General features: G+C 68.6%; 7 protein-coding genes. All 7 read right to left on the bottom strand.

Annotated features, from left to right (window positions below):
• Window positions 1-106: 106 nt before the first annotated feature.
• The 7 genes from E3T24_RS00330 to E3T24_RS00300 all read right to left on the bottom strand — a co-directional run bounded on the left by E3T24_RS00330 (window position 107) and on the right by E3T24_RS00300 (window position 13,577).
• Window positions 107-1,444: an aspartate kinase gene (locus tag E3T24_RS00330; RefSeq protein WP_134365916.1), complete on the bottom strand. Its 1,338-nt coding sequence runs from the start codon at window positions 1,442-1,444 to the stop codon at window positions 107-109.
• 137 nt (window positions 1,445-1,581) lie between these two features.
• Window positions 1,582-2,181, bottom strand: coding sequence for a recombination mediator RecR (recR, locus tag E3T24_RS00325; protein ID WP_134365915.1), 600 nt, complete (start codon window positions 2,179-2,181; stop codon window positions 1,582-1,584).
• A 3-nt stretch (window positions 2,182-2,184) separates the two neighbouring features.
• Window positions 2,185-5,028 carry a DNA polymerase III subunit gamma and tau gene (locus E3T24_RS00320; RefSeq protein ID WP_134434144.1) on the bottom strand — a complete coding sequence of 948 codons (2,844 nt, stop codon included), beginning with the start codon at window positions 5,026-5,028 and terminating at the stop codon, window positions 2,185-2,187.
• Between the two features lie 742 nt (window positions 5,029-5,770).
• Complete coding sequence (locus E3T24_RS00315; RefSeq protein WP_134434143.1) at window positions 5,771-7,165, bottom strand: OFA family MFS transporter; 1,395 nt, start codon at window positions 7,163-7,165, stop codon at window positions 5,771-5,773.
• A gap of 468 nt (window positions 7,166-7,633) precedes the next feature.
• Window positions 7,634-8,848, bottom strand: a complete 1,215-nt coding sequence (locus tag E3T24_RS00310) for an acetate kinase (protein WP_134365912.1) — start codon at window positions 8,846-8,848, stop codon at window positions 7,634-7,636.
• On the bottom strand, window positions 8,845-11,106 hold the full coding sequence (pta, locus tag E3T24_RS00305; RefSeq protein ID WP_134365911.1) for a phosphate acetyltransferase: 2,262 nt from the start codon (window positions 11,104-11,106) through the stop codon (window positions 8,845-8,847). The genes E3T24_RS00310 and pta overlap by 4 nt, the downstream gene beginning before the upstream one ends.
• 2 nt (window positions 11,107-11,108) lie before the next feature.
• The gene (locus E3T24_RS00300) at window positions 11,109-13,577 is read right to left on the bottom strand and encodes a phosphoketolase family protein (RefSeq protein WP_134365910.1); all 2,469 of its coding nucleotides are present in this window, start codon (window positions 13,575-13,577) and stop codon (window positions 11,109-11,111) included.
• Window positions 13,578-13,843: the final 266 nt, after the last annotated feature.

Genomic DNA, 13,843 nt, shown 5'->3' with positions numbered 1-13,843 from the left:
GGTGGGGACGGGCGGGGGACGGGCGGGTGGGGACCGGGCCTGGCCTGGGCTGGGGCTGGGCTGGTGGGGATGGGTGGGGACGGCGGGGCAGGCGCGACGGATGCGGCTAGCGGCCGGTGCCGCCGTGCACGACGGCCTCGTCGGTGGAATCGAGCCCGAAAGCCGTGTGCACCACCCGCAGCGCCTCGTTGATCGTGTCGGCCCGGGTGACCACCGAGATGCGGATCTCGCTGGTGGAAATCATCTCGATGTTGATCCCAGCCTCGTAGAGGGCCTCGAACAGCTTGGCGGAGACGCCCGTGTTGGTGCGCATCCCGGCGCCGACCAGCGCGAGCTTGCCGATCTGGTCGTCGTACTGAAGTCCGGCGAAACCGACGTTGGCCTGCTCATTCGTCAGCGCGGTCAGCACCTGCTGGCCCTCCGACTTGGGCAGGGTGAAGGAGATGTCGGTCAGGCCCGTGGCCGCGGCCGAGACGTTCTGCACGATCATGTCCACGTTGGCGTTGGTCTTGGCGACGATCTTGAAGATCTGCGCGGCCTTGCCGGGAATGTCGGGAACGCCGACGACCGTGACCTTGGCTTCGCTCAGGTCGGCGGCGACCCCGGCGATGATTGGCTCTTCCACTGTCTCTCCATTCGCGAGTGCGTTATTGGGATGCGTGTGCTCGGCGATCGAGGAGTTCGGGATCGCGATGTGCGGGCTGGTGGTATCCGGGTTGTACACGATGGTGCCCACGTTGTTGTTGAACGAGGAGCGCACGTGCAGCGTCACACCGTGCCGGCGGGCATATTCCACTGCCCGAATGTAGAGCACCTTGGCGCCGGACGCGGCCAGCTCGAGCATTTCCTCGCTGGAGATGCGGTCGAGTTTGTGGGCGCGGGGGACGACGCGCGGGTCCGCGGTGAAGACGCCGTCGACATCCGTGTAGATCTCGCAGATGTCGGCGTTCAGCGCGGCGGCGAGGGCCACCGCGGTGGTGTCGGAGCCGCCGCGGCCGAGGGTGGTGATGTCTTTGGTGTCGCGGTTGAAGCCCTGGAAGCCGGCGACGATTGCGACGGCACCCTCGTCGAGGGCGTCGCGGAGGCGCCCGGGGGTGACGTCGACGATGCGCGCGGAGCCGTGGTGGGCATCCGTGATCATGCCCGCCTGGCTGCCGGTGAAGGAGCGGGCGTCGTAGCCCATGCTCTTGATCGCCATCGCGAGGAGGGCCATGGAGATGCGTTCGCCGGCCGTGAGCAGCATGTCGAGCTCGCGCGGCGCGGGGATCGGGGTGACCTGGTGCGCCAGGTCGAGGAGCTCGTCGGTGGAGTCGCCCATCGCGGAGACGGCGACGACGACCTCGTTGCCGGCCTTGCGGGTGTCGACGATGCGCTTGGCCACGCGCTTGATACTTTCAGCGTCGGCGACGGATGATCCGCCGAACTTCTGCACGATCAAGCTCACGTGGCACTCCTGGGGTTCGGAAACGCGGGCACAGCTAAGATTCCATCATAAATGCAGATGTATTCGGCACCGGCCATGTGACGTTTGGGCGCAGGGGTCACCGTTTGGGCCAGAGCCGCGAGTATGGCCGGCGCGCCTCAGTTCGTGACGGTGCGGCGGCCCTCGAAGGCGCGACCGAGGGTGACCTCGTCGGCGTACTCCAGGTCGCCGCCGACCGGCAGCCCGGACGCGAGCCGGGTGACCTTGATCTCGAGGGTGGTCAGCAGGCGCGAGAGGTACGTGGCGGTCGCCTCCCCCTCGAGGTTCGGGTCGGTGGCGATGATGACTTCCTGCACGGTGTTGTCGGCGAGGCGCTGCATCAGCTGACGGATGCGCAGGTCGTCGGGTCCGATCCCGTCGATGGGGCTGATCGCCCCGCCGAGCACGTGATAGAGCCCCTTGAATTCGCGGGTGCGCTCGACGGCGACGACGTCCTTGGCCTCTTCGACCACGCAGATCATCGCGGGGTTGCGGCGCGGGTCACGGCAGATCAGGCAGGTCTGTTGCTCGGAGACGTTGCCGCAGATCTCGCAGAAACGAACCTTGTCGCGCACCTCGAGGAGCACGTTCGCGAGGCGGGTCACGTCGAACGCCTCGGTCTGCAGAATGTGGAACGCGATGCGCTGAGCCGACTTGGGCCCGATTCCGGGCAGGCGGTTGAGCTCGTCGATCAGTTCCTGAACGATGCCTTCATACATGGGTTACTCGCCTCTCTGGCGCGAGGCCGGCTCGTGCGGCTGTTCTTCGAGGAACGTTGCCCCGAGGATCTCACGCACCACCGACTCACCGTAACGCTGCTTCTCGGCGAAGGCGGGACCACGACGGGCAACGGATGCCGCTCCGCCCGTGGCCTGGGTCGGGGCGGTGGGCGCGGGCGGGGCGGTGGGAGGGGCGGCGGGAGGGGCGGTGGCAGTGGGCGCCGCGGCACGTGCGCCCGAGGTCGGCCCCGCGGCCTGGAAGCGCGCGGACTGAGCGCGTTCGGCGTGGACGTCCGGCGGGAATTCGTCGTCGAACGGCGGGGGCTCTTCGTCGAAGGGCGGCTCCTGCTCGGATGCGCGTTCGGGCGTGCGCACAACGGTCGGCGCGGGGCGGGACGCGTCGGCCGGACGGAGGGCCGCCGGAGCTTGCGCCGGCGTCGCCTGCGCGGCCGCACCGCCGGATCCGGGGATGACCACCGTGGCCCAGCCGCTGTCTGCCGCCGGGGAGCTGGGAATCGTGGCCGTCACCCATCCCCCGGGGGAGGGTTCCGGTGCGACGGATGCCCGTGCCGCGGCCTTCGCCGGTGCGGAGGCGGGCACGGGTGCGGAGGTAGAGGTAGGTGCCGAAGTGGCTGCGGGCGCGGAGGCGGGGGCTTCAGCGGGTGCCCCCGTGGTTGCGGACGCGGTCGTGTTCAGGGGCGCGGAGATACTCGCGGAGGCCGAGGTGTTTTCGGAAGCACCCGCGCCGTTGGCACCGACTTCGACTTCTGCGGCGACGGAAACTCCGGCCGGGTCGGGTTCCGCGTCGGTGTCGGCCTCGGTCGGTGTCGATGCCGGACTCTCGGGGGCTGTCCTGGTCTCGGAGGATGTTGATCCGGTTCGGCCGACCGTCGGGGTCGAGGTGAGCGGCGCGGCAGCAGATGACGGGGCTGCAGGCGACGGGGCTGCAGCGCTTGGGGCCGCAGATGTCGGAGCTGACGTTGGCGTTGTCACCGTGGGCGCCACCGCGGACGGCGCCGGCGGAGTCGCCGCGACGCCCGCCGGGGCTTCGCGGCCGCCGGAGATCGGGGGCGCATCCACCTTCGCGGTGAGCCTCGGCGTGAATCCGAGCACGTCGTTGACGGCCTTCTTGAGGTGGTCGCCGACGCCCGGTCCGGGTGCGGTGGACGGCCTGAGTCCCTCGACGTCTTTCTGGCTGGGGAACGAGAGCACGAGCAGGTCGCCGTCGCGGAGCTCGATGGCCCGTGCCGTGTAGAGCACCAGCCAGGCGTTGAACTTGGCGACCTTGACCGCCTCGAGGATCTCGGGCCAGGCATCCTTGACCTGTTGGAAGGTCACCGGTCCGACCGGGCGCGGCTTCTCGGCTGCGACCGGATCAGGGGTCGGCGCGGAGGCCGGGGTCGAAGCGGAGGCCTGGGCGGGGACCGGCGTCGGCGCGCCAGAAGGCGACGCACCAGCGGAACGTGCGGTCGAAGACGACGCCGCAGAAGTCGTCGCGGCAGAAACGGGTGCAGCTGAACCCGGCGCAGTGGAAGTCGGAACGGACGAGGCGACGTCGGCACCACGGGCGGGCGGCGAGGCCGACCCGGCGGGCGGGGCCGGGGCATCCGTCACCCGGGAATCGGCGACGTCAGCGTTGCCAGCGCCAACGCTGTTGACGGCACCAACGCTGTTGACGGCACCCACGCCGATGCGCCGCTCGAGGCGCTCGACGCGGGCGAGCGCGCCGCGGGTGGAGTCGTCGCTGGCGGGGATGAGCACGCGGGCGATCATGAGTTCGAGGTGGAGGCGCGGCGAGGTGGCGCCAGTCATCTCGGTGAGGGCGGCGTTGATCACGTCGGCGGTGCGGGACAGCTCGGCCGGGCCGAACTTGGCGGCCTGCACGGCCATGCGGTCGAGTTCATCCTGCGGCACGCCGCGGAGCACGGCGGCGGCCCCGGCCGCGGACGTGGCGCCCACGATGATCAGGTCGCGGAGGCGCTCGAGCAGGTCTTCAACGAAGCGGCGCGGGTCCTGGCCGGTCTGGATGACCCGGTCGACCGCGTCGAACGCGGCGGACGGGTCGCGGTCGGCGATCGCGTCGATCGACTCGTCGAGCAGGGACGCGTTCGTGTAGCCGAGCAGCGCCACGGCCCGCTCGTACTCGACCGAGTGCCCGTCGGAGCCGGCCATCAGCTGGTCGAGCAGGGACAGGGTGTCGCGCGGCGACCCGCCGCCGGCCCGCACGACCAGCGGCAGCACGCCGGGCGCCACGGTCATCTTCTCGGTCTCGCACATCTGCTGCACGTATTCGAGCATCGGCCCCGGCGGCACGAGCCGGAACGGGTAGTGATGCGTGCGCGAACGGATGGTGCCGATCACCTTTTCGGGTTCCGTCGTCGCGAAGATGAACTTGACGTGTTCGGGCGGCTCTTCGACGATCTTCAGCAGGGCGTTGAACCCCTGCGGCGTCACCATGTGCGCCTCGTCGAGGATGAAGATCTTGTAGCGGTCGCGGGCCGGCGCGAAGATCGCGCGCTCACGGATGTCGCGGGCATCGTCGACGCCGTTGTGACTGGCCGCGTCGATCTCGACCACGTCGAGGGAGCCGCCGCCGTCGCGGGACAGTTCCACGCAGCTCGGGCAGACCCCGCACGGAGTGTCGGTCGGACCTTCGGCGCAGTTCAGGCAGCGCGCGAGAATACGGGCGGATGTCGTCTTGCCGCAGCCGCGGGGGCCGCTGAACAGATAGGCATGGTTCACCCGGTTCGTGCGCAGGGCAGTCATCAGGGGATCCGTCACCTGAGACTGACCGATCATTTCGGCAAAGGTCTCGGGCCGGTAGCGGCGATACAGGGCGGTAACCACGGGGTCAATCGTAGTCGGAGCCACTGACAGTGGGGTCCGGGGTGGTGGGCCGGGCATCCGTTGGCGCCGGGGGCGGGCATCCGGTGGCGGGCCGTGCGTGCCCGGTCGGCGCGCCCACTTCGTCAGTTGCGGTCGAGTTCGCCTGGTGTGCCGGGCGAACTCGACCTGAAGTGGCGTACTCGGCGATTCGAAGGGCGGCAACGGGCATCCGTTGTCGCGCCGGGCGGGCATCCGTTGTCGCGCCGGGCGGGCATCCGTTGTCGCGCCGGGCGGGCCCGGTCGGTGCGCCCACTTCGTCAGTTGCGGTCGAGTTCGCCTGGTTTGCCCGGCGAACTCGACCGGAAGTGGCGAACTCGGCGCCGAGAATCGCCGAATGCGCCGAGAATCGCCGGTGGAACGGCGACTCTCGGCGCAATTGGCGCAAGTGGACGGTGCTGGACGGCGAGGGGATGCCACGGCCCGCGTGCGGACGGCACGGATGGTGCTGGACGGCACAGGTGCTGGACGGTACGGATGGTGCTGGACGGCACAGGTGCTGGATGGCACAGGTGCTGGACGGCACAGGTGCTGGACGGCACAGGTGCTGGACGGCACGAACCGCACGGACGGCACGGACCGCGCCGAACCGCGCCGTGCCGACTACCCGAAGAGCGCGGCGACCCTGGTCAGGGTCATGAACACGCCGTAGGCCAGCGGGATCCCGACCAGCGCCCAGGCGATTGTGAGTTGTGCGCTCTTCATGTCAGGACTCCATCGCTGGTTGGCCGACCACCGGGCGAGCGGTGACCGTTTCGTGGAATGTGGCCTGGACCGGCCGCACCATCAGGTTCGCCAGGAAGCCGATCACCAGCAGTCCCACCATGGTGAGCAGTGCCGGCTGGTAGGCCTGGGCGGTGAGCGCGCCCGGGGTGCCCTGGGCGTCGAGGAAACCGTTGACGATCAGCGGTCCGGCGATCCCGGCCGCGGACCAGGCGGTCAGCAGCCGGCCGTGGATGGCGCCGACCTGGAAGGTGCCGAAGAGGTCCCGCAGGTAGGCGGGCACGGTCGCGAAACCCCCGCCGTAGAACGAGATGATGACGAAGGCCAGCAGAACGTAGAGCGCGGTTGTGCTGGACCCGAACAGGGCGAGGAGGAGGTAGAGAACGGAGCCGACGCCCAGATAGACCATGTAGATGTTCCGGCGCCCCGTCTTGTCGGATGTCGCGGACCAGACAAATCGGCCGCCCATGTTGGCGATGGACAGCAGGCCGACGAAGCCGCCGGCCACGACGACCGACACGGTGGAGGTGCCGTCGGGCTGGCGGAAGAAGTCCTGGATCATCGGCGCCGCCTGCTCGAGGATGCCGATGCCGGCCGTGACGTTGCAGAAGAGTACGACCCAGACTAGCCAGAACTGGCGGGTCTTGATGGCGTTGGCCGCCGACACGTTCTTGTCCGTCACGAGCGGCCTCGCCTTGATCGTGGCCGGGTCGAAGTCGTCCGGCTTCCAGCCGGCGGCGGGAACGCGGATCGTGAACGCGCCGAACATCATGTACGCGAGGTACACGACGGCGAGGGTGAGGAAGAGTTTGCCGACCGCGTCTCCGCTGGCCACCCAGCCCTCCGCACCCGAGTTGGGGTCATAGAGTGCGAGCAGCGCCGTGGAGACCGGGCTGGCGATCAGGGCGCCGCCGCCGAATCCCATGATCGCCATGCCGGTGGCCAGCCCGGGACGGTCAGGGAACCACTTGATCAAGGTCGAAACCGGGGAGATGTAGCCGATGCCCAGGCCGATCCCGCCGATGAAGCCGTAGCCGAGGTAGACCAGCCAGAGCTGGCCGGAGAAGATGCCGAGCGAGCCCACGAGGAATCCGCCGGACCAGAACAGCGCCGACACGAACATCGCCTTGCGCGGGCCCTGTGTGTCGACCCACGTTCCCATCAGCGCGGCGGACAGTCCGAGCATGACGATGGCGATCGAGAAGATCAGGCCGATCTGGGTCAGGCTGACACCGAAGTGGGCGACGAGGGCGGTCTTGTACACGCTGGTCGCGTACGCCTGACCGATGCACAGGTGCAGGGCGAGGGCGGATGGCGGAATGAGCCAGCGGTTGAATCCAGGAGGTGCAATCGTGCGTTCGCGGTCGAGCCAGCTCATGTGTTCCCCCTCGTGGGGAGCTGCGTACAACAGCCCCATTACTGTCGGCATACGCGCCGTGGGCGAAACACTAGCAGTCCGCCCGCGGGCTTCCGGGAGAAGTGCCATGGCGTGGCGCGTGCTTTCCGGTCGCTCGGGACCGACGTAACATCGGACGATTTCGCAACACGCCGCATCCGTCGCCACCGGATGGTGCACCCTCTTCGGCAGTTCCGGTCGAGTTCGCCATCTGTGCCCGGCGAACTCGACCGCAAGTGACGAACTCGGCGCCGAGAATCGCCGAATGCGCCGAGACTCGCCAGTGGAACGGCGACTCTCGGCACAATCGGCGCGGCTCGACGGAGCTGGACGGCACACACGCAAATCGGCCGCCCCCAGCGCGGGAGCGGCCGATCCGATCAGTACAGCGGGATCACCGGAGGGCGATCACCGGCAGGCGATCACCGGAGGGCGATCACCGGAACCTGACTACAGCGACGGATGCGTGCGGCTGATCGTCGCCAGCGTTTGGCGGGCGATCTCCAGCTCCTCGTTCGTCGGGATGACGAGCACGGTCACGCGCGAGTTGTCCGTGGAGATCACGCGCGGCTTGCGCGACTTCGCCTCGTTGCGCTCGGGGTCGATTTCGATCCCCATGCCCTCGAGTCCGGCCAGCGCGCCCGCGCGCACAATCGGCGAGTTCTCGCCGACGCCCGCGGTGAAGACGATCACGTCGACCGCGCCCAGCTGGGCGTAGTAGTTGCCGACATACCCCTTGATCCGGTGGAAGTACACGTCGAGGGCGGCCTGGGCCACCGGGTCGCCCGCGACCGCGGCGTTCTCCACGTCGCGCATGTCGCCGTTGCCGGCCAGCGCCAGCATGCCGCCGCGGCGGTTCAGCAGGTCGTCGAGCTCGGCGGTGGTCATCCCGGCCCGGCGGCGCAGGTGGAAGATCACGGCCGGGTCGATGTCGCCCGAGCGGGTGCCCATGACGAGCCCCTGCAGCGGGGTCATGCCCATGGAGGTGTCGATCGAGTTTCCACCGTCGACGGCACACACGGATGCCCCGTTGCCCAGGTGCAGCACGATCGTCTTCAGCTCGGCCAGCGGCCGGTCGAGGAAGGTGGCCACGGCCTCCGACACGAACTTGTGCGAGGTGCCGTGGAAGCCGTACTTGCGCACGCGGTAGCGCGTCGCCAGATCCTTGTCGATGGCGTAGGTGTAGGCCGCCGGCGGCAGCGTCTGGTGGAACGCGGTGTCGAAGACGGCAACGTGAGGCACGTTTGCGAAGCTGGCACGAGCGGCACGGATGCCCTGAACGGCGCCCGGGTTGTGCAGCGGCGCGATCTCGGACAGGTCCTCGATGTTCAGCTCGACCAGGTGGGTGACCTCGGTCGGCTCGAAGAACCGGTTCCCGCCCTGCACGACGCGGTGGCCCACGGCGATCAGGTCGGCTTCGGAGAGCTGGGGTCCGTGCTCGGCGAAGGCCTCGAGCATCACGGCGAAGCCGGCGGTGTGGTCCGCGATCGGCAGGTCGCGTTCGGTGCGGCCGTCCTTGGACGTGCCCACGTTGTGCCGTGCGTGACCGATCGGCTCACCGATGCGCTCGACGAGGCCGCTGGCGAGCTCGGTTTCGGTGTCCATGTCGAGCAGCTGGTACTTGAACGAGGACGAGCCCGAGTTGACGACCAGGACGGCGGTCATGCGGACACCGCCGCGGCAGTCGCCGGAACAGCAGTCGCAGCGGCAGCTGCGGACAGCGTCGCGGCCTGGATGGCGGTGATGGCTACGGTGTTGACGATGTCCTGCACAAGTGCTCCTCGAGAAAGGTCATTAATGGGTTTACGCAGCCCCTGCAGCACGGGGCCGATGGCGACGGCACCTGCGCTTCGCTGCACGGCCTTGTACGTGTTGTTGCCCGTATTCAGGTCGGGGAAGATGAAGACGGTGGCGCGGCCGGCGACGGCGGAACCGGGCATCTTCGTGGCGGCGACGGCGGCATCCGCTGCCGCGTCGTACTGGATCGGTCCCTCGATCAACAGGTCGGGGCGACGCTCCCGCACGAGGGCGGTCGCGGCGCGAACCTTGTCGACGTCCGCACCCTGGCCGGACTCGCCGGTCGAGTACGAGAGCATCGCGATTCGCGGCTCGATGCCGAACTCCACGGCCGTCTCCGACGCGGAGATGGCGATGTCGGCGAGCTGCTCCGCGGTGGGGTCAGGGTTCACCGCGCAGTCGCCGTAGACGAGCACCTTGTCGGCGAGCGCCATCAGGAACACGCTCGACACGACCGAGACGTTCGGCCGGGTCTTGATGATCTCGAAGCTGGGCCGGATGGTGTGCGCCGTCGTGTGGGTGGCGCCGGAGACCATGCCGTCGGCCAGGCCGAGCTGCACCATCATCGTGCCGAAGTAGGACACGTCGGTGACCTGCTCCATGGCCTGCTCGACCGTGACGCCCTTGTGGGCGCGCAGCTTCGCGTAGGCCTCAGCGAACTTGTGCCGCAGCACGTCGTCGAAGGGGCTCACGACCTGGGCCCGGGAGATGTCGAGCCCGAGGCCGATCGCGCGCGAGCGCACCTCGAACTCCTCACCCAGGATGATGATGTCGGCCACGTCGCGGGCCAGCAGGGTCGCGGCGGCGCGCAGCACGCGGTCGTCGTCCCCTTCCGGCAGCACGATCCGCTTGCGGTTGGTGCGCGCGCGCTCGAGCAGCGTGTACTCGAACATCAGCGGGGTCACCACGTCGGCGCGGCTCACTTCGAGCCGGTCCAGCAGAACGGATGCGTCCACGTGGCCTTCGAACAGGGCCAGCGCGGTGTCGCGCTTGCGCTGGGAATCCGCGGCCATCCGGCCCGGCGTGTGCGTGATGCGCAGCGCCGCGTCGTACGAGCCGAGCTCGGTGCGGATGATCGGCACCGACGGTGCGAGGCCCTCGACGAGCCGTTCGATCTCCTCGGGCAGGGCGAACCCGCCGACCAGCACGATGCCCGCGATCGACGGGAACGTCGCGGAGGAGTTCGCCATCAGCACGGCGAGCAGCACCTGCGGTCGGTCGCTGGGAACCACGACCACGGCGCCCTCGAACAGGCGCGGCAGCACGTTGACCATCGACATGGCCGCGACCACCACACCGAGCGCCTCGCGGCTGAGCAGGGCCTGGTCACCCTTGACGAGGGTGCCGCTGGTGGCCTTGAGGATGCTCTTCATGCTCGGCGCCACGAGGAACGGGTCCTCGGGCAGCGCCCAGACCGGCACCGCGTTCAGCCCCTTGCCGGGCAACATGCCGGCGTCGATGACACCGCGCACGGCGGCGATGAGCTCGTCCAGCCGGGCCGGGTCGGCCCGGTTGACGATGACGCCCACCAGGGACACGTGCTCCTCGCGCAGTTCGGCCAGCGTGACGTCGGTCAGCTGACGGATGTCCTCCGGCGTGCGCGGGTCGCTCTGCCCGAGCTGACGGTCGTTGCGGTCGCCCGGGGCGATCGCTGCACCCTGGTCGCGCCCGTCGCCCTGGCCGGGACCGACCCGGCCGCCGAGCACCAGCAGAACCGGCACCCCCAGGTTGGCGGCGATGCGCAGGTTGAACGCAAGTTCGGTGGGACTGCCGACATCCGTGTAGTCGGAACCGACCACGACGACGGCGTCACACTGGGCCTCGACGGCCTTGTACCGCTGCACGATCTTGCCAAGGGCGGCATCGGGGTCGAGGTGCACCTCTTCGTAGGTGACGCCGACGCACTCCTCGTAGCTGAGCGGAGGCAGCGGGCTGGGGGCGGCCCCGGAGGACAGGTGCGAGAGCAGCAGCTCGAGCACGTAGTCGGGGTGGTGCACCGACCGGGCGATGGGCCGGAACACGCCGACCCGCTCGACCGAGCGGAGCAGGGTGTCGAGCACGCCGAGCGCGATGGTGGATTTTCCGGTATTTCCCTCGGGAGAGGTGATGTAAATGCTGTCAGCCACGGTTATACGTTGTCTCCACCGGTAGACACACCGGCATTGTTGGGGGTCACGCCGACGCCAGTGGCGTCCCAGACCCATTCGGTGACGGCGGGGATGTCTTCCCCGTGGTCTCTGGTGTACGAGCGGGCCCGCAAGCGGGCATCCTGCATCTCCTGGCGCAACAGGCCGGCGCGGGCGCCGAGTCCGGGAACGCGGTCGATGACGTCCATGACCAGGTGGTACCGGTCGAGGTCGTTGAGCATGACCATGTCGAACGGCGTGGTGGTCGTGCCGTTCTCCTTATAGCCGCGGGCGTGCAGGTTGCCGTGCCCGTTGCGCTTGTAGGTCAGGCGATGGATCAGCCACGGATACCCGTGGTAGGCGAACACGATCGGCTTGTCGGCCGTGAAGATCGCGTCGAACTCCTGGTCGCTGAGACCGTGCGGGTGGTCGGCCTCGGACTGCAGGCGCATCAGGTCGACGACGTTCACGACGCGCACGGCGAGGTCGGGCAGCCATTCCCGCAGGATGGAGGCCGCGGCCAGCACCTCGAGCGTGGGCACCTCGCCGGCGGCGGCGAGCACGACGTCGGGTGAGGTGCCGAACTTCTCGGTGCCCGCCCAGTCGAAGATGCCGAGGCCGCGCTTGCAGTGCGCGACGGCCTGGTCCATGTTCAGCCAGTTCGGGGCCGGCTGCTTGCCCGCGACGACCACGTTGACGTAGTCCACGCTGCGCAGGCAGTGGTTGTAGGTGGCGAGCAGGGTGTTGGCGTCGAACGGCAGGTAGACGCGCACGACATCCGCGCTCTTGTTGACGACGTGGTCGATGAAGCCGGGGTCCTGGTGCGAGAACCCGTTGTGGTCCTGGCGCCAGACGTGCGAGCTGAGCAGGTAGTTCAGGCTCGAGATGGAGCGGCGCCACGGGATCTCGCGGGTGACCTTGAGCCACTTGGCGTGCTGGTTGAACATGGAGTCCACGATGTGGATGAAGGCCTCGTAGCAGTTGAAGAGGCCGTGGCGCCCGGTGAGCAGGTAGCCCTCCAGCCAGCCCTGGCACTGGTGCTCGGAGAGCATCTCCATCACCCGGCCGGCGCGCGCGAGGTTGGTGTCGCCCTCGTGGTACTCGGCGTTCCACTGCTTGTCGGTGGCCTCGTAGACGGCCGGGGCGAGGCGGTTGGATGCCGTCTCGTCGGGCCCGAAGATGCGGAAGTTGTCGGGGTTGTCACGGATGACGTCGGCCAGCCAGGTGCCGAGCACCTTGGTGGCCTCATCGGTGGTGGCGCCCGGGGAGGGGACCTCGACCGCGTAGTCGCGGAAGTCGGGCAGCTTCAGCGCCCGCCGGAGCAGCCCGCCGTTGGAGATCGGGTTGGCGCTCATCCGCAGGTCGCCGTCGGGGACGAGCGCGGTGATGCTCCGCATCGGGGCCCCGGACTCGTCGAAGAGTTCCTCTGGTTTGTAGGACGCGAGCCACTGCTCGAGCACGCGGGTGTGCGCCTCGGTGTCGCGGGCGTTGCTGAGCGGCACCTGGTGCGAACGCCAGGAGTCCACGACCTGCACGCCGTCGATGACGGCCGGGCAGGTCCAGCCCTTCGGCGTGCGCAGGATGATCATCGGCCAGCGGGGCCGCTCGGTGTCGCCGGCGAGGGCGCGGGCCTTGATCTCGGCGATCTCGTTGAGCACGACGTCGAGCGTTTCGGCCATCCGCTGGTGCACCAGGAGCGGGTCTTCGCCGTCGAAACCGCCGGCGACGATGTGGGGCGTGTGGCCGTAGCCGCGCATCAGGTCGAGTAGTTCCTCTTCGGGGATGCGGGCGAGCACGGTGGGGTTGGCGATCTTGTACCCGTTGAGGTGCAGGATCGGCAGCACGACGCCATCCTGCAGCGGGTCGATGAACTTGTTCGAGTGCCAGCTGGTGGCCAGCGGGCCGGTCTCGGCCTCGCCGTCGCCGACGACCGCGGCCACGAGCAGATCGGGGTTGTCGAAGGCGGCGCCATAGGCGTGGCTGAGCGCGTAGCCGAGCTCACCGCCCTCGTGGATGGAGCCGGGGGTCTCGGGTGAGGCGTGGCTGGGGATGCCGCCCGGGAACGAGAACTGGCGGAACAGTGCCTTGACGCCCTGCTCGGACTGTTCGATGCCGGAGTAGATCTCGGTATAGGTGCCGTCGAGGTAGGCGTTGGCGACCATGCCGGGACCGCCGTGGCCGGGGCCGGTGACGTACAGGGTGCTGATTTTGCGTTCCTGGATGACGCGGTTCAGGTGGGCATAAAGAAAATTGAGCCCCGGGGTCGTTCCCCAGTGGCCCAACAGTCGAGGTTTAATGTGTTCCCGCGTCAGCGGCTCGCGCAATAACGGGTTGTCCAGCAGATAGATCTGCCCGACGGAAAGATAATTGGCCGCCCGCCACCATGCATCGACGCTTTCCAGCGCTTCGGCGCTGAGCGGATGCGGTGAGCTGACTGGCCAGACAAAGGGTTTACCGGACGATTCAACCATTGGGTGCCTCCATGCACTGTTCGGGGCGTTGACTGCGCGATTCCATCTTACGAGGAGATGGCAAATCGTTATCATTGCTAACGGCCTGCCGGGCGCGGATGTGGCGCGCGGGGCGCGTTCGGCGTGGCGGGCGGGCGGGGCGCGTGGCGGGTGCGGCTGACCTGCCGCGGAGTTCTCGGACAGTGGGCCCTCTTAAAATGAGGGACTACTGAAAGTAGAGATCAGCATGACCGCATCACGTCGGAAATTTACCCAGGAGTTCAAGG

The sequence above is a fragment of the Cryobacterium sp. TmT2-59 genome (genome assembly GCF_004403545.1).
Lineage (GTDB): Bacteria > Actinomycetota > Actinomycetes > Actinomycetales > Microbacteriaceae > Cryobacterium > Cryobacterium shii.
Note: the sequence above shows the minus strand (reverse complement) of the source record. Positions and strands in the feature narration are given on the sequence as shown.

Coding starts and splice junctions, on each gene's coding strand:
- recR (WP_134365915.1), bottom strand. CDS start 2,181: ATGTATGAAGGCATCGTTCAGGAACTGATCGACGAGCTCAACCGCCTG.
- E3T24_RS00315 (WP_134434143.1), bottom strand. CDS start 7,165: ATGAGCTGGCTCGACCGCGAACGCACGATTGCACCTCCTGGATTCAAC.
- E3T24_RS00310 (WP_134365912.1), bottom strand. CDS start 8,848: ATGACCGCCGTCCTGGTCGTCAACTCGGGCTCGTCCTCGTTCAAGTAC.
- E3T24_RS00300 (WP_134365910.1), bottom strand. CDS start 13,577: ATGGTTGAATCGTCCGGTAAACCCTTTGTCTGGCCAGTCAGCTCACCG.